The sequence below is a fragment of the Sphaerochaeta sp. PS genome, from assembly GCF_032144095.1.
Taxonomy (GTDB): domain Bacteria; phylum Spirochaetota; class Spirochaetia; order Sphaerochaetales; family Sphaerochaetaceae; genus Sphaerochaeta.
In genome coordinates this window covers 121,479-146,729 of the sequence record NZ_JAVSNJ010000003.1, presented here as the reverse complement: position 1 = coordinate 146,729, position 25,251 = coordinate 121,479, and the positions used below count along the sequence as shown (strand labels likewise).

At 53.0% G+C, this 25,251-nt stretch carries 21 protein-coding genes; 7 read left to right on the top strand and 14 right to left on the bottom strand.

Annotation, left to right across the window (positions count from 1 at the left end; all coding sequences use genetic code 11):
- On the bottom strand, positions 1-1,332 hold the full coding sequence (mnmE, locus tag ROJ03_RS05200; RefSeq protein WP_313725939.1) for a tRNA uridine-5-carboxymethylaminomethyl(34) synthesis GTPase MnmE: 1,332 nt from the start codon (positions 1,330-1,332) through the stop codon (positions 1-3).
- Between the two features lie 79 nt (positions 1,333-1,411).
- Here mnmE and ROJ03_RS05195 point away from each other — a divergent pair, with 79 nt between their 5' ends.
- The 6 genes from ROJ03_RS05195 to ROJ03_RS05170 all read left to right on the top strand — a co-directional run bounded on the left by ROJ03_RS05195 (position 1,412) and on the right by ROJ03_RS05170 (position 8,297).
- Complete coding sequence (locus tag ROJ03_RS05195) at positions 1,412-2,392, top strand: amino acid--tRNA ligase-related protein (protein ID WP_313725938.1); 981 nt, start codon at positions 1,412-1,414, stop codon at positions 2,390-2,392.
- 28 nt (positions 2,393-2,420) lie between these two features.
- Positions 2,421-2,984: an elongation factor P gene (gene efp, locus ROJ03_RS05190; RefSeq protein ID WP_313725937.1), complete on the top strand. Its 564-nt coding sequence runs from the start codon at positions 2,421-2,423 to the stop codon at positions 2,982-2,984.
- Positions 2,985-3,264: 280 nt separating this feature from the next.
- A complete protein-coding gene (locus tag ROJ03_RS05185) occupies positions 3,265-3,846 on the top strand; it encodes a TetR/AcrR family transcriptional regulator (protein WP_313725936.1) in 582 nt (193 codons plus the stop codon).
- Positions 3,847-3,918: 72 nt separating this feature from the next.
- Positions 3,919-6,249: an MMPL family transporter gene (locus ROJ03_RS05180; protein ID WP_313725935.1), complete on the top strand. Its 2,331-nt coding sequence runs from the start codon at positions 3,919-3,921 to the stop codon at positions 6,247-6,249.
- Positions 6,246-7,034: an outer membrane lipoprotein-sorting protein gene (locus ROJ03_RS05175; protein ID WP_313725934.1), complete on the top strand. Its 789-nt coding sequence runs from the start codon at positions 6,246-6,248 to the stop codon at positions 7,032-7,034. The genes ROJ03_RS05180 and ROJ03_RS05175 overlap by 4 nt, the downstream gene beginning before the upstream one ends.
- A gap of 15 nt (positions 7,035-7,049) precedes the next feature.
- The gene (locus ROJ03_RS05170) at positions 7,050-8,297 is read left to right on the top strand and encodes a DUF1302 family protein (RefSeq protein ID WP_313725933.1); all 1,248 of its coding nucleotides are present in this window, start codon (positions 7,050-7,052) and stop codon (positions 8,295-8,297) included.
- Between the two features lie 185 nt (positions 8,298-8,482).
- Here ROJ03_RS05170 and hcp read toward each other — a convergent pair whose 3' ends face one another.
- The 3 genes from hcp to ROJ03_RS05155 all read right to left on the bottom strand — a co-directional run bounded on the left by hcp (position 8,483) and on the right by ROJ03_RS05155 (position 11,934).
- A complete protein-coding gene (hcp, locus tag ROJ03_RS05165; protein WP_313725932.1) occupies positions 8,483-10,117 on the bottom strand; it encodes a hydroxylamine reductase in 1,635 nt (544 codons plus the stop codon).
- Positions 10,118-10,135: 18 nt separating this feature from the next.
- Positions 10,136-10,414 (bottom strand): cupin domain-containing protein, encoded by a 279-nt coding sequence (locus ROJ03_RS05160; protein WP_313725931.1) that lies wholly within the window; start codon positions 10,412-10,414, stop codon positions 10,136-10,138.
- 203 nt (positions 10,415-10,617) lie between these two features.
- Complete coding sequence (locus tag ROJ03_RS05155; protein WP_313725930.1) at positions 10,618-11,934, bottom strand: MFS transporter; 1,317 nt, start codon at positions 11,932-11,934, stop codon at positions 10,618-10,620.
- Between the two features lie 115 nt (positions 11,935-12,049).
- On the opposite strand from ROJ03_RS05155, the gene ROJ03_RS05150 reads away from it, so the two are divergent.
- A complete protein-coding gene (locus ROJ03_RS05150; protein WP_313725929.1) occupies positions 12,050-13,108 on the top strand; it encodes a KamA family radical SAM protein in 1,059 nt (352 codons plus the stop codon).
- 7 nt (positions 13,109-13,115) lie between these two features.
- On the opposite strand, the gene ROJ03_RS05145 is transcribed toward ROJ03_RS05150, so the two are convergent.
- The 10 genes from ROJ03_RS05145 to ROJ03_RS05100 form a co-directional block, all read right to left on the bottom strand.
- Entirely contained in the window at positions 13,116-14,336 is a 1,221-nt protein-coding gene (locus tag ROJ03_RS05145) for a hypothetical protein (RefSeq protein WP_313725928.1), read from the bottom strand.
- A gap of 25 nt (positions 14,337-14,361) precedes the next feature.
- Positions 14,362-14,970 (bottom strand): dephospho-CoA kinase, encoded by a 609-nt coding sequence (gene coaE / locus ROJ03_RS05140; protein ID WP_313725927.1) that lies wholly within the window; start codon positions 14,968-14,970, stop codon positions 14,362-14,364.
- Positions 14,970-17,840, bottom strand: coding sequence for a DNA polymerase I (polA, locus tag ROJ03_RS05135; RefSeq protein WP_313725926.1), 2,871 nt, complete (start codon positions 17,838-17,840; stop codon positions 14,970-14,972). Before polA ends, coaE begins: the two co-directional genes overlap by 1 nt.
- A complete protein-coding gene (locus ROJ03_RS05130; protein WP_313725925.1) occupies positions 17,830-18,615 on the bottom strand; it encodes an MBL fold metallo-hydrolase in 786 nt (261 codons plus the stop codon). Before ROJ03_RS05130 ends, polA begins: the two co-directional genes overlap by 11 nt.
- On the bottom strand, positions 18,612-18,950 hold the full coding sequence (locus ROJ03_RS05125; RefSeq protein ID WP_313725924.1) for a hypothetical protein: 339 nt from the start codon (positions 18,948-18,950) through the stop codon (positions 18,612-18,614). The genes ROJ03_RS05130 and ROJ03_RS05125 overlap by 4 nt, the downstream gene beginning before the upstream one ends.
- A 101-nt stretch (positions 18,951-19,051) precedes the next feature.
- Positions 19,052-19,684, bottom strand: a complete 633-nt coding sequence (locus tag ROJ03_RS05120; protein WP_313725923.1) for a hypothetical protein — start codon at positions 19,682-19,684, stop codon at positions 19,052-19,054.
- 55 nt (positions 19,685-19,739) lie between these two features.
- A complete protein-coding gene (locus ROJ03_RS05115) occupies positions 19,740-20,357 on the bottom strand; it encodes a hypothetical protein (protein ID WP_313725922.1) in 618 nt (205 codons plus the stop codon).
- Between the two features lie 91 nt (positions 20,358-20,448).
- Positions 20,449-22,368: an NAD(+) synthase gene (locus tag ROJ03_RS05110; protein ID WP_313725921.1), complete on the bottom strand. Its 1,920-nt coding sequence runs from the start codon at positions 22,366-22,368 to the stop codon at positions 20,449-20,451.
- The gene (locus ROJ03_RS05105; RefSeq protein WP_313725920.1) at positions 22,365-23,522 is read right to left on the bottom strand and encodes a TRAM domain-containing protein; all 1,158 of its coding nucleotides are present in this window, start codon (positions 23,520-23,522) and stop codon (positions 22,365-22,367) included. Before ROJ03_RS05105 ends, ROJ03_RS05110 begins: the two co-directional genes overlap by 4 nt.
- The gene (locus tag ROJ03_RS05100) at positions 23,506-25,251 is read right to left on the bottom strand and encodes a M3 family oligoendopeptidase (RefSeq protein ID WP_313725919.1); all 1,746 of its coding nucleotides are present in this window, start codon (positions 25,249-25,251) and stop codon (positions 23,506-23,508) included. Before ROJ03_RS05100 ends, ROJ03_RS05105 begins: the two co-directional genes overlap by 17 nt.

Sequence of the window (25,251 nt, the reverse complement as noted above, 5' to 3'; positions counted from 1 at the left end):
TTATTTCCCTACGCAGAATCCGCTGAATATCTTATGGAGGATATCCGCTGGGGTGACCTCCCCGGTAAGTTCACCGAGGTTCTGCATCGCCTCCCCTAGTTCCACTGCGACTATGTCCAGGGGAACATCCATATCTACAAGAGCCAGGGCACGTTCAAGGGCCTTGGCTGCACTGTCCAACAGGCTGTGCTGTCGTTCACTTTCAATAACCACCTGCTCATCACCTGTGGCTCCAAAACCCGAGGTGAGACGGTTCGCAATGGCCGTAACAAGACCCTTGATGCCCTGCCCGCTTTGGGCTGAGATGGCAAGCTCCCCCTTGGGGGCAGGAAAGAGGTCGCTCTTGCTGTAGACAATGAGGGTACGTTCATCCTTGGCAGGAATATGTCCCACCTCACTGCTGTCTACAAGAAACACCACCAGGTCGGCCTGACCGATGAGCTGCTCAGTTTTCCTGATGCCTGCACTTTCAAGGGTATCGCTGCTCTCCCTCAGGCCTGCAGTATCATAAAGCCGAATGGGAATTCCTTCAATAAGGCAGTCGGCCTCGATGTAGTCCCGTGTGGTCCCCTTGATGTCACTCACGATCGAGCGGTCCTGTTTGAGCAGGAGGTTGAAGAGGGTGCTCTTGCCTGCATTGGTCGCACCTGCCAGGACAATCCTCGCCCCTTGGCCATAGAGTCTCCCTACTGAGTAGGTCCCTGCCAATAGGGCTATGGAACGGAAGAGGACCCCCAATGCTTCCCGGGGGAAGGTGAACTCGTCCAGCTCGTCCTCGGCATAGTCCAGCTGTACCTCTACCTGGGCAAGCAGGGTCAGAAGCTGCTCCTTCGTAGCGTTGATCTGCTCCCTCAGGCCCCCTTCCAGGCGTGACAGGGCCATGGCCTGGCTACGCTCACTTTGGGCAGCTACCAACTCCTGGACAGCCTCTGCCTGGGTAAGGTCCATCCTCCCATGCAAGAAGGACCGGAAGGTAAACTCCCCGGGTTCTGCATTTCTCATCCCCAACCGCTTAAAGCAGGAGAGGATCCTCCGTAGTCCAGGCAGTGACCCATGGCAGGTAAACTCAACAGCCTCTTCAGCTGTGTAGCCGTGGCCCTGTGTATATACTGCTGCAACAACCTCATCGAGGACCGCACCATCGGGGCCATCGGTAAGGTAGCCATGCACCAGCGTAGCATTTTGTGCATCCATGAGCGCTTTTGGGCGTGAGAAGCAGGTGGAGAGCAGCTTTGTGCACCCTTCCCCACTTACCCTGATGACCGCAAGTGCGCTCTGGGCCCATGCCGTCGCAAGGGCAAATATGATATCGTCTCGATTATAGCTTTCCATGAAAAGCAGTATACTGTAGGGGTAGCTGACCTTGCAACAACTGCTCCGCTATGGCTAAGATAGGGTAATGGAAAAATCAATGAAAACTGCAGCTATGTTCAGGAGCCAGCTCAATAGAACCATACGCTCCTTCTTCGACCAGAAAGGATATCTTGAGGTGGAGACCCCATCTCTCTCGCCAGACCTCATCCCAGAACCTACCATAGAGAATTTTGGGACCCGGTTCGAAAATGAGTTCCTGGATTCAAGGGAGCTCTACCTCATTCCCTCCCCTGAAATCTATATGAAGAAGCTCATAGCCCAGGGGTTTGGAAGCATCTACCAGATCGGCCACTGCTTTCGCAACAGCGAGCAGATAGGCAGGCACCACAACCCCGAGTTCTCCATGCTCGAGTACTACAGCGTCGGCATGGATGAGCAAGATTCGGTCGCACTCACCGAGGAGCTCTTTGCCTCCCTGGTTCCCAAGGATGGGCCAGACCATCTCAAGCCCCCCTTTGACAGGCTCACGGTAACCGAGGCCATGTGGCAGTTTGCCAAGGTCGACCTTGACAAGCATCAGAGCCAACGTTCCCTTGCCCAGGAGGCAAGGAGGCTAAACCTGCAGGTACCCGACGAACCCGAAAGCTGGGAAGATACCTTCAACAGGATATTCCTCACCTTGGTGGAACCCAACCTCCCACAAAAGAAACCCCTGGTCCTTGACAGGTACCCTGCCCAGATAGACTGCCTGGCCAAACGTGACGGCAACTACCGCAAGCGTTGGGAGATGTATGCCGGGGGTGTCGAGATAGCCAACTGCTATGACGAGGAACGGGACCCTGAAAAGGTACGCTCCTACTACAGGAAACAGTACGCCTCCCTCGTTCAGGAACGGGCAAACAAGGAGAGCGTCATCCCCGATGCAGACCCCGATTTTGCAGATATTTTCACCACCTTTCCCCAGTGTTCAGGGGTTGCCATGGGTTTGGATAGGCTGCAGATGCTGCTTATGGGAGAATCAAGCCTTGAGGGGGTGATTCTTTTTCCTTTTTCTGGTACACTAGTCTCCGGTAAATAAGCGTAATTCTATATATGAGGTAATAAACATGATTAAAGCAGGTCAAATAGATAAGGGTACTGCCCTATTGATCAAGGGTCAGCCCTTTATTTGCGTAGACCGAGAATTTGTAAGCCCTGGAAAGGGATCGGCGTTCGTCCGTCTAAAGCTGAAAAGCCCATCCACAGGACAATCTCTCAGCGAGACCATGAAAACCCAGGATAACGTCGATGACATTATGGTCCAGGACAGGGACAGCCAGTACCTGTACAATGATGGTGAAAACTTTCACTTCATGTTGACCGACACCTTTGACCAGATCGAAGTGCCCATGGCTACGTTCCCTGACTATGAGTTCCTCATGAAAGATGGCGAAACATACCGTTGCACATTCTGGGAATCACAGCTGCTGGAAATCCAGATTCCACCCAAGGTAGTCTACTTTGTTGCCGAGGCTGAAGAGGCCGTAAAGGGCGACACTGTCCAGGGAGCCACCAAGTATGTGACTACCGAGACTGGCCTGAAGGTCCGAGTCCCCATCTTCATCAAGCAGGGTGAAAAGATTCGGGTAAACACCGAGACCAAGGAGTATCTGGAGCGTGTCAACAACTAGTTGATGATGATCCAAGGGAAGGGCTGGCAGATGTCAGCCCTTTTTCATGCCCAAAAACACGTTTTCTTGGGCATAAGGCTCCATCACCGTACCACAACAAGCCTGGACAGATAATTTGTTTTTACCTATATTTTTACATAATACACAACAGAAGAATCCCTCATACATTGTCAAATAAACACATGAACATCGCTACGATTTCTCAAAAAAATGAGGATACCCCTTGCCAAAAAAGGCAAATACCAGTAGGTTAGTGAGCGTTAACCTACTAGGAGGGGATATGCTGACCGACCGACAGATAGAAATACTGGAAGCTGCCATACAACTGACCTCAGAGTCCGGCATACAAAAGCTCACCATCCGCAATGTCGCCTCAGCCATTGGGGTATCGGAACCCGCCCTCTATCGGCATTTTACCAACAAGCATGAGCTGCTCGTCGCAATCCTTGCCTATCTGCAGGTCAAGATAGCGCCCAATTTCCAGGGATTCATCAAACCCCAAGGCTCCCCTAGCGTGCAGTTCAGGCAATTCCTTGAACAGCTTTTTTCCGAACTCGAAGGGAACAAGGCCTTCTCCTTGCTTCTCTTTGCCGAAGAGACCTTTAATGCCGACCCGGAGCTTCGCCCTGAACTGAATGCCCTCCTGGAGAAGAACCTGGAAATCCTGAGTTCCTATTTTTCCCTCATCATGAAAGAGGGGGCTTGTCGGAGTGACATCCCTGCCCAGGAATTAGCCCTCATGACCTTTGGAACAATCCGTCTCACCGTATCGAGATGGCACCTCAGAGGGGAGGAGGAAGGCCTTCTCACCTATGCCCCACTCCTGCACAAGAGCTTTGTCCAACTTTTCAACCTAACGTAAGATCACACGCAGCTAAGCAGTGGGATTGTTGTATCCTTCTGATTAGTTAACGATAACAAACTTGGAGGAACTATGAGATTTTTCTCATCTTTAGCTAAGAAACCACTACTCATTTTGCTCGCTCTTGTCACTCTCCTTGCCCTGTTTGTCTTTGGCATTGCATCAAACGCAAGCCTTGAGACCGACCTGAACAAGTACATGCCTTCCACCCACCCTGCCTTCATGGCTAGCGATGAGGCTGAAGAGCTCTTCAATATCCAGGACTCGATCCTGTTGGTGGTGGAGCACCCTACCTCCATCTACAATCCTGGCACCCTGGAGAAGATCAAGAAGATCACCGAGGAACTTCCCCAGCAGTTTCCTGAAATACGGGAGGGCAAGGTAACCTCCCTTGCCACAGCAGACAACATCACCTCCAGTGATGGGGATATGGAGGTCCATCCCTTCTACACGGAAGTCCCTACATCAAGGGAAGACCTTGCCAGGCTTGAAGAGAGTGTGAAGGCAAACTCCATGATCAACGGAAGGAATGTGAGCCTGGACTCTACAGCTACCCTCATCATTGCCGAGATAGACCCTGACAGCAATGCCACCTCCCTGCAGAAGCGTCTGCTAGAGTATGCAAAAAGCTGGGAAGGGCCTGAGCGCCTCTATGTGGCAGGCCGACCTATAGTCGAGGGCTCCCTTGCAGAATTGGGTCCGAAGGACATGTCCATCATGTTCCCCCTGGTAATTCTGTTCATGATCATCCTGCTCTATCTCTTGCTCCGTTCGGTACGGGATACCATCATCAACATGGTCATCGTCCTGTTTGGCACGCTCTTCGCCTTTGGCACGAAAGCCTTGCTGGGCATCCCCATCTATGCAGTGGATACCATGATACCCGTCATGCTCATTGCAATCGGGGTGGCCTACGGCATCCACATGCACAATGCGATCCACCACAGGATCCAGGACTCCCCAGAGCTTAGCCGGGACCAGCTTGCCCAGTCGGTCCTGAAGGAGATGATCAGGCCCATCTTCATGGCAGCTCTAACCACGGCCATCGGGTTCATATCCCTGATGAGTAGCCAAGTGCTTCCTGTCCGGTATTTCGGCCTCTTTGCCGCAATAGGGGTCATCGCCGAGATGTTGTTGGCTCTCATTCTCTTCCCGGCTTCGGTATACCTCCTTGGCATCCCCAAAAAGAAGGCAAAAGGGCTGACTGCAAAACAGCAGAAGCCCCCCAAGGACCACAGGTGGGGTATCTTGCTCATCGAAAAACAACGGTGGGTGATCACCCTGACGGTCCTGCTCATCATCCTCAGTGGGTACGGGGCGACAAAAGTCTGGATCGATACCAGTTTTTTGGCAAACTTCGAACCCGACTCCCCCATCGCGATGACCGATGCATTCGTAAACAAGAAGTTTGGAGGGACCTCTTCGCTCAACATCATCCTCAGCTCGGATGAGGAAGGAGTTTTCAAGGAACCTGCAGTTTTGCTGGCCATGGATGAGCTTCAGACAAGGCTGGCCAAGGACCCGATGGTCGGATCAACCTTCTCGCTGACCACATTCCTCAAGCAGATGAACCTGGTCATGCATGACAACGACACAAGTTTCTGGACCATTCCTGAAAGCAGGGATCTGGTTGCCCAATACCTGCTTCTGTACGAATTTTCCGGCGACCCGGAGACCTTGGAGAAGGTAATCGACTACGACTATACCAAGGCGAACATCACCTTCCAGCTGAAGAGCGACAGCTCTGCAGTACTGGGCTCCATCATCGAATTGGCACAGGAGGCAGAGGCCCAGTTTGCTTCCTATGGGATTACCATCAGCTTTGCAGGCAGCGGCTACAAGGCATATGTATTCTCAAGTCTCCTGCTCAAAGGGCAGATCATAAGCCTCGTCCTCTCCTTTGTCATCGTGGTCATCCTGCTTACCCTGCTGTTCAGAAACCTTTGGGTAGGCCTTGCAGGAACGGTTCCGATCGCCATCACTGCCGTGGTGAACTTTGGGGTGATGGGTTTGCTGGACATCCCCCTCAGCTCTGCAACAGCACTCATCTCCAGCATTGCGGTGGGAATCGGGGTCGACTACTCCATACACCTGCTTGAGCACTACACCAACCGTAGGCTCAAGGGATATGACATCGAACAGGCCACGAAAGAGACGCTCAGCCATACCGGCCGGGCGATCATCCTCAACGCCATTGCCGTGATGGGAGGCTTTGCCGTCCTGCTGTTCAGTGTCTTCCCACCCAACAGGCAGGTAGGTGCCCTCATCGTGCTGAACATGGCCATGAGTGCGACCCTTACCCTTACCATCCTCATCGTCATCATCAACCATCTGGACAAAAGGGGTCTCCTCTTGCCCAGGAACATTAGGAAAGACCAAACCATAGGAGCTACAACAGTATGAGAAACAAACACACAAGACGCGTGGCATTCAGTGTAATGCTCACCCTGCTCGCCATCACAAGCCTCTCGGCTGCAATCAGCGGAGAAGAGGCAATGCAAAACGTATACAACCGTGACAGCGGCAACAACATGAGTGCCAACTTGGTGATGACCCTGACCAATTCCAAGGGTTCGACACGGGAAAGAAGCATCCAGCAGTTCAGACAGGCTGATGCCACCGGGGAAAAGAAGATCATGTTCTTCCTCGCTCCTGCTGACGTGAAGAACACCAGCTTCCTCAGCTACAGCTACGCTGATGGAAGAAGCGATGACCAGTGGATCTACCTACCTGCCCTCAAACGGGTGAAGCGTGTCGCATCGGACGGAAAGAGTGATTCCTTCATGGGTTCTGACTTTACCTACGATGATATGGGAACCCGACATCCAAGTGCCGATACCCACAAGGTACTCAGAACCGAGATGGTCGACGGCAGGAGCTGCCTTGTGGTCGAAAGCATACCCAAGGAGGCAAAGCCCACCTACGCCAAAACCCTCTCCTGGGTGGTGGACAACGAGTGGATCGGGTTGAAGAAGGAGTTCTACCTCGCCAACGGGACCATCGGCAAGAGGCTGGAGATCAACTCGTATGAGAAAAAGGATGGGGTGTGGGTCATCACGGACATGAAGATGAGCAACCTCGAGAAGAACAGTTCCACGAGAATCCAGATGCTGGATGTCTCCTTCAACAATGACCTGAAAGAGAACTTCTTCACCGAGAGGCAGATGCAGATCGGCCCAAGAATATAAAGGAGAACAATCCATATGAGACACAACAAGATCAAACCCATAGTGCTGCTAGCTGCGCTGTTCAGCTTCGCCATACTCACCCTCTCGGCAAAAAGCATCGAGTTCAACGGCATGCTGCGGGACTACCTGGCCTATACCTTCGCAAACTCAGAGTTCGCTGTCCATGAACAGGCCTTGGATTTCACCCTCACCGGTTGGGGGGAGCATACCCGTCTCGTAGTGAACCCGACGGTATACATGAGTGACGACAAACCCTTAACCCTAGGCATAAGGGAGGCCTACATGGACTTCTTCCTGGAGAATGCAGATATCAGGATAGGGAAACAGGCCATCATCTGGGGTGAGGCTGAAGGGGCCTTCATCACCGACCTGGTCAGTCCACGCGACATGCGTTCCTTCATCCTTGCAGACTTCAAGGAGATCCGTAAGGGTGTGCCTGCCATCAAGGTGGACTACTACAAGGATGCATTTACCTTTGAAGGCATATGGATACCGAGGTTTGTTCCGTCGACCCTGCCAGACAAGGAATCAATGTGGGCAAAAAAGATGCCTGGCCAATTGGCTTCTGCAACTGTCAATTCTCCCGCTTCGGTAGAAGCAAGGCTGGAGAACAGTGAGGTTTTCGGCAAGATAAGCCACTTCGGATCAAAGGCAAACTGGGCCCTCATGGGAGGCTATGCATTCACCAATGAGCCGTACATCAGCAAGGTAACTCCAGGAACTCCTCCTGTTATAGACCAGGAATATGGTCGCTACACCATGGGTGGAGGGTCGTTGAGCACAACAGTGGGGTCCTCTGTATTGAGGCTGGAGGCTGCAGGCTATTTTGACAAGCCTTTCGCAGCAGTTACTCAAGGACCACCCCCTTCCGTAGTGGTCGAGAACCACCACCAGGTACAGGCCCTTGCAGGATTGGACTGGAGCTTGTGGCAGGCCCAAATGTCGGCCCAGTATATCTTCGGGTATCTGTTTGACCACAACGCCAAGCTGATGGAACAGGGACGTCCGGTCAAGGAGTACAGCAATACCTTTACCTTCAGGGTCCAGAAGACCTTCATCTCCGATCGCTTGACAGCCAAGCTGTTCACCTACATCGAGACCGATCCCCTCAATGCCCTGGTAAGGCCCTCACTATCCTGGAGCATTGAGGATGGTGTGGTGCTCGAGGGTGGTGTCGACCTCTTCGTTGGGGACGAGGACGGGACCTTCGGCTACTACAAGGAGAACAGCCTAGCCTGGATGGCCGTACGCTGGTACTTCTAGAAAAGGGACAATGCTGAATGCTGGGAATATAGGCAAAAAGCGAGAGTACATTGTATAGGCTCTACCTCATGCTCCATGTGAGGTAGAGCCGTCTTTCTCTTTTGTCCAGGCGAAGAAGGAGCCCTCTGCGTGCAGAAGGCTCCCCTTTTTTTCAACAATGGCGATAAGCCGGTGCTGTTTTACTGTTAGCCAACCATGACCTTGAGATCTTCCTCAACGCTGGAGATTCCAGCGATGCCGAAGTTCTCCACCAGCACGTTCACCACATTTGGCGAAAGGAAGGCAGGAAGGGTTGGGCCGAGGTGGATGTTCTTCACCCCAAGGTACAACAGGGCAAGCAGGACGATGACAGCCTTCTGCTCGTACCATGCAATGTTGTAGGAGATGGGCAGGTCGTTGATGTCGTCCAGACCAAAGACTTCCTTCAACTTCAGGGCAATGAGAGCCAAGGAGTAGGAGTCGTTGCACTGACCAGCATCGAGTACGCGGGGAATACCACCGATGTCACCAAGGTTGAGCTTGATGTACTTGTACTTTGCACAACCAGCGGTAAGGATCACGGTATCCTTGGGCAGGGCCTGGGCAAACTCGGTGTAGTAGTCGCGAGACTTGGACCTTCCGTCACAACCACCCATGACGATGAAGCGCTTGATGGCACCACTCTTCACAGCATCGACAACCTTGTCTGCAAGGGCAAACACCTGGTTGTGGGCAAAACCACCGACAAGCTCGCCTGTCTCCAGTTCGGTAGGGGCTGGGCTCTTCTTGGCCAGGGCGATGATCTCAGAGAAATCCTTGACATCACCGATGTCGCCAGGAATGTGCTTGACACCAGGGAATCCTGTAGCTCCGGTGGTGAAGATGCGGTCCTTGTAGGAGTCAGCTGGGGCCACGATACAGTTGGTGGTCATGAGGATAGGTCCGTTGAAGGAGGCAAACTCCTGCTTCTGCTTCCACCAGGCGTTACCATAGTTTCCGTAGAAGTTGGGGTATTTCTTGAATGCAGGGTAGTAGTGTGCAGGAAGCATCTCAGAGTGGGTGTAGACATCAACACCGGTTCCCTGGGTCTGCTCAAGCAGCATCTCAAGGTCGCGAAGGTCATGGCCACTGATGAGGATGCCAGGGTTCTTGCCAACACCAAGCTTGACACGGGTCATCTCAGGATTGCCATAGGCAGCGGTGTTTGCTCCATCAAGAAGGGCCATACCGGCTACACCAAACTTACCTGTCTCCAGGGTGAGGGCAACAAGCTCCTCGACACTCTTCTCCTCGAGAAGGGCAGAAAGGGTCGACTGGATGAACTCATCGAGCTTCTCGTCGTCCTTGATCAGGACGTTTGCATGCTTGGAGTAGGCACTCACACCTTTAAGGCCGTAGGTGATCAGTTCCTTGAGGCTTCTGACATCCTCATTGCTTTCGCTGAGGACGCCGACACCCTTGGCCTGGTCGAGGAAGAGGCTCTTGTCGGTTGCCTCGTAGAGTGCAGCACCACTGAGGCCTTCCTTGTTGGAAAGTTTGGCAAGCAGGGTCTTCTTGGTTGCAAGGGTAAGGAGGATGCGCTCCACAATGACCTGTTCATCAAAGTTGGCATTGGTAATGGTGCTAAAGAGGTTAAAGGTAACCATGTGGTTCACTTCAGAGGGGATTGCCTTCCCTTCTGCTCTCAGCCTCGTGGTAACCTGGCTCAGTCCTTTGGTGACCCAAATAAGCAGGTCCATCATATTCGAAGTCTCTGGATTCTTTCCACAAACTCCCATCTGGGTGCATCCAATATTGCGTGCAGTTTCCTGGCACTGGAAGCAAAACATCTTGTTGTCCATACGTTCTTTTCTCCTATCTTAGAATGAAACTACCAGAAACATCTTGAAGCGTTCTGGAGCAAATACTGCATGTGGTCGGTTGGCTGGCATGAGAATGGACTCGCCGGCCTTCAGAGTAAACACTTGGTCATCAATGGTGACCTGTCCTACCCCATCCAAGGCGATGACCAAGGCATCACCACTGCTGGAATGGCTGCTGATCTCCTCCCCTTTCTCAAAGGCAAAGAGGGTGAGGCTGTGGCTCGTATCCTGGGCAAGGGTCTTGCTCACTACCTGGCCGCCCTGATACTTCACCATGTTTTGAACTCAAACGTCTCTGCCGGTACGAAATGTATACTCATCCCTTTCCTCCAAAGAGACCATACAGGAAAGGACATATAGGTTCTGTTGTTTTTACAACATAACGCAGAAATATCGCTCATTTCCCTTTTTAGCATGAAATAGGCCCCAATCACCTACGACTGGGGCCCAATATGGTTCGATACTATGGATAGGAGATTCTACTTAGCCCTTTCAGCTACAGGATCGTCCTCAGGTTCTCCACGATGGACATGCTGCATCAAAAAGAATGCGATGAGCATGGAGGTCGCGCCATAGAGGAAAATAGCCCTGAATCCGAAGAAGTCGATGAAGGCACCGGTTATCGGAGGGGAGATGATCGATGCCAGCTGGCTGAAGAAATAGTAGAGCCCGGTATAGATTCCCACCGTCTTGTAGGTCGACATCTGCCAGAGCATCGGAAAGCTGTTGGTGACAACCGAGACCCAGAAGATGCCGAAAAGGAAGAGCAGTGCCCAGAAGGTGTACTGCCTTATGGCAGGGCCCATTCCGGAAGTCAGGGGGTCATGGAAGAAGATCACCGTGAGGATCACCACCAGCGACAGCAGCGAGGTACGTATGGTTCGTTTCCTTCCATGCCGATGGGCAATGATCCCTGAAGGGATCGCAAAGATTGCATAGGCGATACCTACCATGCCTGCGGCAAGGGAGGCTGTGCCACTACTTGTCTGCAGGACCTCCTTGGAGTAGAGCCCGACAAAGGGAAGAATTCCCTGGTAGCCGATAAACCAGAGCAGGAGGGAGAGCAGGATATAGAGGGCACTCTTGTCCTTCTCCGAGAAGATGACTTTCAGGGAGTGGAGGATAGGTTCCTTCTTCTCAGATTCCTCCTTGTTGATGGCCTGCTTCTCCTTCACGAAGAAGAAGAGCAACACCACAGCCAGGAGCACCAGGATGGAAGAAAGAGGGAACGCAAGGATATCCTTGGTAGGACCCATTCCAGGGAGGTTGATGGGAATGTCCATCAGCCTGGCTAGGCCGACAGTCCCTACGATGGTTGCAATGCCCCCCATCGTATTGATGACACCATTGGCTTCACTGCGCAGTTCGCCAGGGATCATATCAGGCATGAGGGCCACCACAGGGCCCCGTACAGCCTGCTTGAAGAGGTTGAGTACAAACACCAGGGCGATGAGCAACCAGAGCCCTGTCAGGGCGGCTATGGGGATAAGGCCGAAGGCCACTGCGGTAATAGGCAGGCAGATGACGATATAGGGCATCCTTCTGCCAATCCTTGTCTGGGTGCGGTCGCTGAGTGCGCTGAAGATGGGGATAAGCAGGATCGCCAGCATGTTGTCAAAGGTCATGATGGTACCAATGAGCGCCTTGGAAGTGAGGTACTTCCCAAGGAAGATAGGAACATAGGTGTCATACAAGGGATCCATCAACCCCATGGTGAAGAATCCTAACCCTATGAGGAATGTGGTGAGATAGTAGCCCTTGAGCCCCTTCTTTCCACTCGTTTTAGTTATAGCCATGCCGCTCTCCTTTTCCAAGCCTCGATGGCCGAATTGTAGCATGAAAACAGGTTCCCGGGTGAAGGGATTTCTCCAAAGGCTGGACCAAACGTGCAGTTTGGGGTACACCACTTGCATGAATGAAGAAAAAAAGGGCCATACGGTCACCACCCTCGCCCAACTTGAAACCTATCTGAGCCTCTCAGAAGAGGAACTAGCATATAGCAGCCTTGAAGGGGTCCTTCCCCTAGCCATACCCTCCTACTTTCTTTCACTGTTGGACAAGGATGACCCGAAAGACCCCCTGCGCATCCAGGTGGTCCCTACCATCCGCGAAGGGGAAAACCACCATGAAGAGGGCCTGGACCCCCTTGCAGAGGAAGAGCACTCGGTAACAGAGAGGCTCATCCACCGCTACCCCAGCCGCGTTGCCTTTCTGGTGACGGATGTCTGCGCCATGTATTGCAGGCACTGCTTCAGGCGTCGTTTCACCGGGACCTTCCAGGGTCCTGCCAGCAAGGCCCAGATTGAGGAGGCCGCTTCCTACGTCAAGGCCCATGGAGAGATAAAGGAGATCCTGCTCACCGGAGGGGATATGATGACCCTCTCCGACTCCAAAATCGATGAACTCATCGCATCCTTCAGGAGCGCCAGGCCAGACTTGGTCATCAGGCTCTGCACCAGGATGCCTGCAGCCAACCCCATGAGGATCACCGACAGCTTGGTTGCCATCTTCAAAAAGTACACCACCGCTCCCTTCTACCTGATGACCCAGTTCAACCACCCCAGGGAACTCACCGAGGAGGCTGTCGCCGCAGTAGCTAAGTTTGTCGACGCTGGGATTCCCGCGATGAACCAGAGCGTCCTGCTCAGAGGGGTAAATGACAATGTGGATGTGCTGGAGCAGCTGTGCAACAAGCTGGTCTTCTCCAGGATCAAGCCCTACTATCTCTTCCAGGGAGATCTGGTGGCAGGAACCTCACACTTCCGCGTTCCCCTGGAGAGGGGCCTCGCTCTGGAAAAGGAGTTGCGGAAACGACTTTCAGGCCTAGCCATGCCGGTCTATGCCGTCGACCTCCCTCAGGGAGGTGGAAAGGTTCCCCTAAGTGGGGGATATCTGCAGGAGACCAACACCTGTGCAGAGTGGACCTTCACGACCATTGAAGGGAAAACAAGAACCTATCCTAAGGATTGAGGGGCCTTTACAGCCCCTGGATACGCTTGAGGACCTCTTCGATAGCCTTGGTCCTGATCTCTGTACGCTTCTGCTCATAGACAATAGGATCCACAAACACCTCTGGTTCATCCATGGCGAAGGTGGGCAGCGTAATGGCAGGCTTTGGAGGCTCTGGTTTGACGACTACTGTCTTGGTAGGAAGCATCGTAGGAGCAGGAGCAACCGTCTTGACAGGAGTGGCAACAGGCTCCACAGGAACAACTTTGGTTTCAACAACTATAGGTTTATCAGCAGGGACGACAGGAGCAACCGCCTTGACAGGAGTAGCAACAGGCTCGACAGGAACGACCACAGGTGCAGGTTTCGCCTCCTGAACCACAGCACTCTTCACTACTGCAGGGGCTGCAGGAGCTACCGTTGCAGGTATGGTAAGGCTCTTCACCATCTGGGCAACTTCCGCTCTTGCTGGCTCTTCCAAAGCGGCAAGGATGGCAGGGACAAGGTCTGTGACAATCTGGTCTCGGTAGGAGTTGTACAACACCAGCAACTCTGCTTCAGAAATGCCTTGTGGATAGTAGGCCTGCATCTCCTGGGCCAGATAGGGCAGATACTTCTCCTTGTTCAGGGCTAGCTCAGCGACCAGCTTCTCAACCAGGGTCGGGATCATCCTATCAACCAATTGAGGTACATAGGCCTGCATCTCTGCGGTAAAATCTGTGGAGAAACTATCCAGACGGGAGTCAAACATACCTTCCATCTGGGAGAAGAACGATGCCTGTTCTGTCCCAATGGTAGCGAGGACCTCCTGACGGAAGAGTTCCAGCTGATCGTTAAAATCAGACTGCAAACCCTGCGGGACAGAGGGGGTGACGGTCTGCTGTACAAGAGGCTGCCCATCGAGGCTAAGTACCTTCTTCAGCTGGGAGATAAACGCTTCATCAGAGGCAAACTGAGCCTTCATCTTCTCATAGAGTGGAGCCTCGAGGGAGCGGGAAACTTGTTCGGTAAGGGTGGGCAACAGCTCTTCAGCCAAGGCCTTCCTGTCAACCAGAGGTTGTGTGACAGATTCGACTACAGGCTTTCGTATCGGAGCATCAATCTCCAAAAGAGGTTGCAACTGGCGCTGGCGGGCTTGCTCGATCAGTTCATTGGGAACACTAGGACGCAGGTACCATATCCCTGCAAACACAAAGATTGCCAGGACCATTGTAATCACCAGTAAGTTTATCCGAACCGATTTCTTCATTTCAAACCCTCATAAGACAATTGTTTCATCGTACCGATGAAACTCCGATTCCTATCGTAGCACAATAGGTTGTGACTTGTCGATGAATTAACACTCTATCAGAACCATTGGACAGGGAGAACACTGGTAGGGAAGAAGGAAAAACCTCCTTACGGACATCCTGTTGGGCCCTCTCCCTAGAAAGAAATTTTGCTAAGGTGATATGTTCGCGCTTCCTTGACCGTAGGAACCTGACCAGGCAGGGAGCCTTCACAAATACCACATGGTCACACAGGGTGTAGAGACCCATACGATACAACAAGGCTGCGTTGATGACGAGTGCAGGCTTCTGAGCGCTCTTTGCTTCTTCGATCAGGCGCTTGCAAGCCTCTACCATCGCAGGATGGGTGATGGCTTCCAACAGGTGGAGCTTCTCAGGGTCGGAGAACACCAAGGACCCGAGGGCCCTGCGGTCAACCCTTCCCTCCCTGACAATATCCTTGCCAAAGCTCTTTTGCAGAAGATCCTGGTTTTGTTCCAACACCGAATGGCCCAGAAGGTCGACATCAACAACCTCACAGCCTAGGGTGGAAAATGCATCGGCTACCACGTTCTTCCCAGCAGCAGCCTTTCCTGTCAGACCAATGACCATCATCAGTGGATCTCTCCCCAACTCTTGCCCGTCTCGATGCTGGCATGCAGGGGCAGCGACAGCTTGACAGCCCCCTCCATAGCTTCCTTGACCAGGGCATGCACCTTCTCAAGCTCGCTTTCGGCGACCTCAAAGACCAGTTCATCGTGAATCTGCAACAGAAGCCTGGTGGAAGGAGAGTGCTCTGCCAAGGCCTTGTCGATCCTCAGCATGGCCTCCTTCATGATGTCTGCAGCACTGCCCTGGATCACAGTGTTCACGGCGATCCTCTGGGCCTTGGCCCGTTCAACCCCGTTCCTGCTCTGTATTTCGGTTATGGTCCGAAGGTGCCCGAGCAGGGTTGATACATAGCCATTCTGGCCTGCATCCTCACGGGTCTTCTCGATGAAGGCCTGAACCGCGCTGTAACGGGCAAAGTACTGCTCGATGAAGGCCTTCGCCTCGGAGTGGGTAATCTTCAGGTCCCCTGCCAGGCTGTGGGGCCCCATTCCGTACATGACTCCGAAGTTGATGGTCTTGGCTATCCTTCTCTGCTCGCTTGTCACCTCCTGCAAGGGCACATCGAAGATGAGGGCGGCTGTAGAGCTGTGGACATCCACCCCTTTGAGGAAAGCACTTTTCAGGCCAGGGTCATCAGCCATGTGGGCAAGAACAACCAGTTCGATCTGCGAATAGTCGGCCGAGAGGAAGAGATATCCCTCCTTGGGGACGAAGGAGGAGCGGATGCGCCTACCCTCCTCTGTCCTGACAGGGATGTTCTGCAGGTTGGGGTCCTTACAGGAGAGCCTTCCGGTTTCTGTCCCTGTCTGGGAAAAGGTAGGATGGATCCTCCCCGTCCTCTCCAGGATCTCCAGGGGCAACTTGTCGATATAGGTGGTCTTCAGCTTGTTGAGCATACGGTACTGCAGGATCAAGGCAATTTCTGGATAGCTGTCACTCAGGGGTTCCAGCACATCGGTAGCAGTGGAGAATCCGGTACGGGTCTTTGCCCCGGTGGGAATCTCTCGCTCCACAAACAGCACCTCCTGCAACTGCTTCGGTGAGTTCAGGTTGAATTCATGGCCGCAGATCTCAAAGATCTTCTCCTGGATGGCCTGGATTCTTCCTTCGAATTCTGCAGTCAGTGGTTCCAGAAGCGTCCTGTCCAGGAAAATTCCTTCCAGTTCCATATTGGCAATGATGAGCAACAGAGGCATCTCCAGGTCCTTGAGCAGGCCCATGAGATTTCTTGCAACCAAGAGGTTTTCAAATAGCTTGTAGAGCCTGAAGGTGATGTCCGCATCCTCTGCCCCGTAGAATACCGCCTGGCCCTGGGGAATGTCGCTGATCATCTGGCCCTTGGGGACAGCCTCCTTGTAGGAGAGTGTCTTGTAGTCAAGGTATTTCTCGGCAAGGTAGTCCATGTTGAACACCCCTGTGCTGTCCAGAAGCCACGCTGCAATCATGGTATCGAAGATGACATGCTTTGGCCTGAGGCCCCAGTTCACCATGACCTTGTAGTCATACTTGATGTTCTGCCCTACCAGGGAGAGTTTTCCAGTACAGAGGTAGTCACTGAGGACCCTCTTCACCTCCTCGTCAGAAAAGAGCCTTTTGCCCTCGCTGATGAGTGGAAGGTAGTAGGCTATGCCCTCCTCCCAACAAAAGGAGAAGCCAAGGGGTTTGGCAAGCATGGAGTCGAGGGAATCCGTCTCAAAGTCAAAGGAGATGATGCCACCCGCCTTCTCCGCCTGCCTGAGCAGCTCCTCTAGCCTTGCAAGCGACAGGATAGCTTCGTAGGTTCCCCTCTCGGAGCTTTTCATCGCCTTCTTGACCACCTCGTGGGTCTGGATGGTAGGTTCCTTTTGGGAAAGCCTTTCCATCTCCCTGATGATGCTCTTCATACCGATCTGCTCAAAAAGGGGAATGGCTGCCCCATAGTTCAGGTCATCCAGCAGGTACTCCTTCGTGTCGAAGGATTCGACGGCAAAGAGGTCGCGCTTGAGCATCACCAAGCTCTTGCTCAGCTTTGCCAGCTCTTCTCCCTCCTGCAGTTTTGCCTGGATCCCTTTGGCGCAGAGACGGAGGTTCTTGTAGATCTCCTCTATGGTCCCGAACTGCTGCAGGAGCTTGACCGCACCCTTCGCCCCGATACCCTTGACGCCGGGAACGTTGTCCGAGGAGTCTCCCAGCAAGGAGAGGTAGTCGACTACCTGGCTCGGAGCGATGCCAAACTCCTCCTCAACCTCCTTGATACCCATCAGGCGGTAGAAATTCTCCCCTTTCTTAGCAGGCCTAAGGGCAAAGGTGTGTTCGTCAACCAGCTGCAGCAGGTCCTTGTCACCGGTAAACATGATGGTGTCAATCTTATGGCGTGTTGCCTCTTCACTCAGGGTGGCGATGATGTCATCCGCCTCAAAGCCGGGCATCTCCACCATGGGGATCTCAAGGGCCTTGAGGATCGAGTTTATGATGGGCACCTGGGTGTGCAAGTCCTCGGGGGCTGCATCGCGGTTGGCCTTGTACGGTTCATAGAGCTCATGACGGAAGGTGGGACCATGGCTGTCCATCGCCACCACCATGTAATCGGGTTTCTCCTCGCGCAGCAGCTTCAGAGTGGTGGAGAAGAACCCATAGACTGCCGAGATGTTGTTGCCTTGGGAATCCTTCATCGGATTGTTGATGAACCCATAGTAGGAGCGGTAGATCAGGCCATAGCCATCGATGATATAGAGCTTCTTCCCAGAAGTAGGCTTCGACTGCCCGTCATGCTTCTCTTCTGCAACTTCCACACGCTTTTCAATGACCAGAGGTGGACGCAAGGCAGCTTCCTCCTCCAACCTGGTCTGGTCAAAATCCTGTTCCCCGAACAGTTCCATGGAATCATTGGCCATTGTTGTCCCCTATGGTAATCGTTAGCATATCGTATGCCACATGCATGTGGGAAGGAAGCTCTGAGTCGAGCTTGCTGTGGCTTATATCATGGCACAAATGGGTAAGATAGACCCGTTTGGCCCCAACACTCGTAGCAAAGGCGGTCGCCTCATCCACACTGAAATGTGTGGGGTGAGGCCGGTAACGCAAGCTTCCCAGTACAAGCGTATCTACATCTTCAAAGTAAGGAAGGCTCTCTGGTGGGATGCCACTGCTATCGGTGGCATAGATGAAGTTTCCTATCCGGAAAGCCAGAATAAGCTTGCATCCATGACGAATCGGTATGGGTAGGACCTCAAAGCCTGCGATGCTGACCTTTTGGTAAGGCTCCAGCACATGCAACTGTAGGTGAGGGATTCCCCCTGCTTCATCATAGCTTTTCAGCACATAGCCAAACCGGTCCTTGATGGATGAGACAACCTCGCCTGAACAGTAGACAGGAAGGGCCTTCACCTTACTGAACACCCTCAGGTCATCGATTCCGTTGAAATGGTCGGCATGGTCATGGGTATAGAGCACTGCATCAAGGCTCGTCAGGGAAGAGCGCAAGGCTTGCAGGCGAAACTCAGGTGTCGTATCGATAAGCAGGGTATGGTGGCCATCCTCTAGGAGGATACTGCTTCGGTAGCGATTGTCATGGGGATCGCTGGAGAAGCAGACAGGACAGGAGCACCCTATCACAGGGATCCCATGACTGGTACCAGTTCCGAGAAATGTTACGGAAAAAGGGTTCATTTCACTGCATCCGTGACCGAATCGATGGTTTTCTTCAATACATCCTCACCCTGCTTGGCAGCAGCCTTGAGCTTGTCTTGAATATCCTTGCTTTTCAGAAGGTCCTGCAGCTTGTCCAGCGACTCCTTGGTAAACTCCGGGCTATTCTTCACACCCTCCACAGCTGTCTCAACTGCTGTGATCATCTGGGCATTGGCTGAACCTTTTCGGGTTGCAAAGCTGACACCAAGAAACTGCATGCTCATGTTCGGGGCAAAGAAATAGAGGAGGGTAAAACAGAGAAGCGCTGCTCCCAATGCTGAAAAGAAGAGGTGGAAAAAACCTTTTTTGGCCATGATTATGCTCCTTGGCACTACTGTACCATACTTAGCCTAGGCAGAAAAGCAACACAGGCCCGGATTCCTCCGGGCCTGCAGTACTTTATGCTACGTGATGTCTAGAGAAGGGAGAACAGCAGGGATATACCAACTTTTCCACCATTGGGATCGGCATCGAAGAGGTCCTGGACCTTGTCCCAGTTCTCAAAGGTGTAGAGGGTGTCAACGGTGTAGTTGAGACCGAGCATCAGACCACCAAGATCGAAGTCGACAGTTGCACGATAGGCGACAGGGGACTTGAGGAAAGCATCCCCAAAGTTGTTCCAGTCGACAAGGACGTTATTCGAATCCTTGACCTGAGCCTCACCGGTTGCGGAATCAATGTATACGTTGAAGCGTGGGCCCATGGCAAATCCGAGACGGGCAAAGTTGAGGATATCCAAGGATATGCCACCAGCTGTCAAAACGGAAATGGTAGTATAGTCGGTTCCACCAATGGTCTCCTGCCCAAACATACCTACCAAGTCAACTTCGGCAAGCAGGATCTTCATCCGGACATCTGCACCAAAGGCGTAGTTTTCGAATGTACTGAAGCCCGTATAGTCTTCAGCATCAAAGGCTGTCTGCATCTGAGTAAAGGTCTGATTATACAGGGCAGTAGCACCGATACTCAGATCGACCATAGCTGCACTCAGTGTTGCAGGAAGAAGCACACATACGACAATTAGCAGGACAATGAGTCTCTTTTTCATTTTCTACCCCTTTTTTGATCGGTATTTAACCGCCATATCATTCTTATATAACAATCTAGAACATTTTCAGTGACAACGCAAGAGAAAGTGAACCGCTATCCAGTACAAAAAGATCTAATGGAGAGCGTGTATCAAGCAAGTTCTGCAGAGTACAATCACTTCTAAGCAGATACCTTACCCTCACTCCCACAGTACCGATCTCCACTCCCAAGCCCAGTTGCAAGTACATGGGGCTCTGCAACAGTGCATCGGTAAAGGAAATTTCAGTAGCAGGCTTCTCCGTTTCATCCTTCAACACATAGTAGGCACCATTATTGTTCTTGCTTGAAGGAACGTATGTTACGCTTGGGCCCAGGCCCAACTCCAAAAACAACAAGGAACCCACAACAGGGACGTTCAAGCTACCCAGGCCAAGCAACAGGACGCCCTGTCCGTTACCCTTACATTGGATTGGAAAGGCCATCGCCTGGGCTTGCAGGACAGTAAGACGAACGGCTATCTCCCCTCCAAACATCCAGTTTTCTGGCTGTGCAAGGCCATCGGAAAAACTACCGGCACTTGGTTGGGAATATGCACCTCCAAACCCAAGGCTTACATCCAGCAAACTTCTGGCGCCCAGAACAGCAGGAAGGAGAAGCACAACAAGCAGGATGGCCAGAAATTTCTTTTTCATCAAAGCAAAAACTCCTTACCTATATAACAGCAAAGTGAGGAGCTAGATACAAAACGCCCTGAGAATATTTTTTGGAAATAGTGATCAGTTTTTACCTATCCAGGTCAAAACGTTCCAATTCAGCCATCCAGATTGCGACCGAAGCATCGCTTGGCATCCGCCAATCCCCACGAGGCGAGAGGGATACCGAACCGACTTTCGGACCATCGGGAAGACAGGAACGCTTGAACTGCTGGCTGAAGAACCTGTAGTAGAAGGTCCTCAGCCATTTCTTGATGAATAGGGGCTCATACTCACCATCAAAGGCCACCAAGGCCAGACGCAACACCTTGCTTGGGTTGAAGTGCAGGCGCACCACCTGGTAGAGGAAGAAGTCGTGCAAGGCATAGGGGCCCACCACCTCCTCGGTAACCTGACTGATGGTCCCGTCTGCAGAGGCTGGGAGCAGTTCGGGGCTAACAGGGGTGGCAACGATGTCAAGCAGGACCTTCTTTACCTTGGCTTCCTGGGTTTCTGCAACATAGGCTACCAGATGGCGGACCAACGTCTTGGGAACTGAGGAGTTTACCCCGTACATCGACATATGGTCCCCGTTGTAGGTTGCCCACCCTAAGGCGAGCTCGGAAAGGTCACCGGTACCCAGAACCAAGGCGCCATGCTTGTTTGCAAGGTCCATGAGTACCTGGGTTCGTTCCCTGGCCTGGCTGTTTTCGTAGGTGACATCATGGATCTCCACATCGTGGCCAATATCCTTGAAATGCTGTAGGACAGCCTTGGTAATGGGGATCGTAAGCAAAGTCACTCCATACGCCTTTGCCAGTTGGGTCGCATTGTTCTTTGTTCGGGGTGTTGTCCCAAAGCAGGGCATGGTAACGGTTATGATGCCTTTCCGGTCAAGGCCCAGAAGGTCAAAGGTCCGTACTGCTACCAGCAGGGCAAGGGTAGAATCCAACCCTCCGGAAAGACCGAGCACCACGTTTTTGACCTTGGTATGCTCAAGCCTCTTCTTCAGCCCGATAGCCTGCAGGGTGAGGATCTTTTCGCAGCGGACGGCCCTGGTCGCAGGGTCGCTGGGGACAAAGGGGGCCTTGTCCACAAACCGGGTCAGGTCTGATTCGTGCAGGCTCAGGGTGAAAGGAACTGAAGTATAGTGCTGCACCTTTTCACCAAAGGTGTGCATGCGAAGCCTTTCGGAAGCAAGCCTCTCTACATCAATTTGGGTAAAGAGCAGTTCATCCTCCTGGAGAAACTGCTCGCCGAGGTTCTTTCCATTCTCATAGATGAGGTTGTGGCCGCAGAAGACCAAATCGGTGGTCGATTCGCCTTGGGATGCACTGCTATAGATGTAACCACAGACGAGCTTGGCACTCTGGGAGGAGACCAGGGTACGACGGAATTGTTTTTTGCCAACCAACTCATCGCTTGCCGAGCAGTTGGCTATGATGGTGGCTCCTGCCAGTGCAAGGAAGGTGGAAGGACTGAGGGGGACCCACAGGTCCTCGCAAATCTCCACTCCAAGAATGAATTCAGGAACAGTTGAGCAGGGAAACAGCAATCGGGTGCCAAACAAGGTTTTCTGGCCTGCCACCGTTACCTCCCTGACATCCTCAGGGGGGAGGCTGAACCAACGTTTTTCGTAGAACTCTTCATAGTTGGGAAGGTGTTGCTTGGGCACCATGCCAAGGATTCGCCCATCCTGCACCACCACGCCACAGTTGTAGAGGTTCCCAAAGAAGATGAGGGGGGCGCCAAAGACGACAACCATCTCGTGGCCTTTTGTGTATGATGCCAATTCTCCGACTGCATCCACCGCAGCTTCCTGAAGGGTGCGCTGCAAGAAGAGGTCGGAGCAGGTATAGCCGGTAACCACAAGTTCAGGGAGCACCAGCAAGGAGAGATTCTGAGCCAAACCCTTATCTATGGCCGCCTTGATGGAGGCAACATTGAAGGCACAATCTGCTACCTTGATTGTGGGTGATAGGGTGCCGCAGGCGATAAAACCATCTTTCATAGGGTAAGCTCCTCTCTGTCCATGACAACCGCCACTTCCTGATGGAAGGTCTGGGGGTAGAGATCAAAGACCTTCACACTGCGTACAGTGTACCCCTGCTGGGCAAACCGTTGCAAGTCTCGTGCTAGCGTAACGCTGTCGCAGGAGACATAGATGACCCTTTGTGCCTTCCAGGAGGCGATGAGGGAGGGCAAGCCCTCTTCCAGTCCCGTACGGGGAGGATCGACCACGACCGTATCAACCGGACGTTTCTGCTTCCTTGCCCAAAGCTGGACATCATCACTGTAGACCTCAAGGGAGGGGACGTTCCTCTTTGCAAGGGCAAGACACTCCTTCTGCCTCTCGACAGCGATGAGGAGCCTCCCCTCTTCTGCAAGGAAGCTGCTGAAGGTACCTACCCCGCTATAGAGGTCCATTACCGTCGAGCCTTTCACCTGGGAGCGGACAAAGCTAGCCATTGCAGGGAGCAGGAACTGGTTGCCCTGGAAAAAGACATTGGCTGAGACAAAAAACCTATGGCCATCGACCACCGTGGTGACCACCTCATCAGAGAGGGAGACATCCTTGTCCCCCACAAAGGCATTCACCTCGACATATCGGGTGCCCTTACCCCGGGTGGAGAACATCAAGGCCCTTGCTCCGGCCAAGATCCTATCCTTTTTTGCAAGGAGCTCATTGAGGGAGTCCACAAGAATGGGGCACTGCTCTATAGGGACAAGGTCATTGCTCTTCTTGGCAAGGAAGCCAATCTGGCGCTTTGCAACATCCACATGGAAGCGTACCCGGCTACGGTAGGCCCAAGGACGGTCAAAAGCCGTCTCCTCCAGAAGGAAATCCTCTCTCTTGATGCCCCCGATCCTCTGGAGGTTCTCCAGGACCATCTGGCATTTTATGGAGGGTTGCACCGAGCTATCCAGATGCTGGAGGTCACACCCACCACACACACCGAAGTAGGGGCAGGCAGGGGTGACCCTGTCGCCGGAGGCCTGGAGGATGGTCACTACATGGGCTTTTGCATACCCCTTCTTCTCTTCGTCGATGGAGACTTCCACCACTTCACCAGGGAGAGCGCCATCAACAAAGAGGCTCTTGTTGGTGTCCAGGCGAGTGAAGCCGCTGCCTCCCTGGACCAGCTTCTCAACTGTTACTTGCATTGCTGAACTCTTGGGCATAGCTGGCTATGATATCCATCCCTTCCTGCCAGAACGACTCGCTGCTCAGGTCGCAACCGAGCACCTGGGCAACTTCCTGTGCAGAGGCACTGCCGGTCTTTTCCAGCAGGGAGCGGTATCGCTCTGCAAAGCCTTCGCCATCCTTCTCCTTTTGCGCATAGATGCCTAGGGCGAAAAGCTGTCCGAAGGCGTAGGGATAGTTGTAGAAGGAGAGGTCACTGCTGTAGTAGTGGCCTTTCACAGCCCACATATAGGGATGGTAGACGGACAGGCCGTCTCCATAGGTCCTCTTCTGGGCATCGACCATCAGGCTTGAAAGCTCGTCAGCCATCAGGTCCCCTTCCGCCCTTGCCTCAAACAGAGACTTCTCAAAATAAAAGCGGCTGAGGATATCCACACAGACCTGGGTAGTATCCTGCAGGAAATGCTCGACTAGGGTAAACCTCTCCTCGGCAGAACAGCTGCTGATGGCCCCCCGGAACACCACATATTCGCTGAAGATGGAGGCTGTCTCGGCAAGGGTCATCGGATAGCTTCTCAACAGGTGGCTCTGGGGCAGCACCACACTGTCATGATAGGCGTGCCCAAGCTCATGGGCGAGAGTCGACAAGCCATTGAAGGAACCATCGAAGTTGGAGAGGATCCTGCTCTGTTTTACCAGAGGGAAGGAGGTGTCATAGGCTCCTCCTACCTTCCCTTTCCTTGGTTCGGCATCGATCCAGTTGTTCTGGAAGGCCTTCTCTGCAAACAGGCCCATCTCCTTGCTGAAGAGGGAGAACTGCTTGACGATGAAGGCCCGCGCCTCATCGAAAGTGTACGACCTTCCCCCCTTGCCCACAGGGGCAAAAAGGTCATAGAAGGCACAGCTTGCAAGCCCAAGGGCCTTGGCTTTGGATTTCAGGTAGTCCCTGAACATCGGCAGGTTCTTTTCCAGTGTGGCAATGAGGGCATGCAGGACCTCAGGTTCGATCCTCGACTGTGAGAGGGATCGGGCAAGCGGGCTCTCGTACCCACGGGCCTTGTCCAGGGTGATGGTGGTACCCTTCACCCCATTGAGGGAGGCTGCAAAGGGTATTTCAAAGAGCTTCCATACGGCAAGTTCCTTCTCGAATGCCTTCTTTCGTACCTCGCGGTCGGCATTGAAGGCATCGTTGCGCAACTGGATCACTGTCTTGGTCTCTGTCTCGTCCCAATCGCTTGTAGCTGAAGAGCTGATGGCTTCCTGCAGGCGGGAGAAGGCATCGGTGCCTGAACGGGCCAGGTCGGAAGCCAGATCCTCCAAGGCGGGTTCCATCTGGTGTTTCTGTTCCTCGAGCATCTCTGAAAGGACATACCGGTAGGCAAAGAGGGGTCCCCCTTCCTTCGAAAGATCCACTACCTCCGCTTCCCTCTTCCTGAGGAAGTTGAGGAAGAGCACCTCAAGGCGCTGCACAACCAGCGACTCTTCCTCCACCTGGTTTACCGCCTTCAGATATTGGGGGTTTGCCGTGTCGGTGGTGAGCAGACAGGTAGAGTATGCAGAGAGGGTCTCAAGGTAGTCGAGGGCCAGCTCAAACGAGTGCACAGCCTGGACAATATCGCAAGAAGGGGCCTGTATCGCCTCTTCAAGTTCGTGAGAAAGCGAGACGACCTTCTTCAGGTCATGCAAGAACTGCTCGCTATCGCAAGCAGGATAGATGGGATTCAGGTCCCAACGGGGAATTGTAGCCAT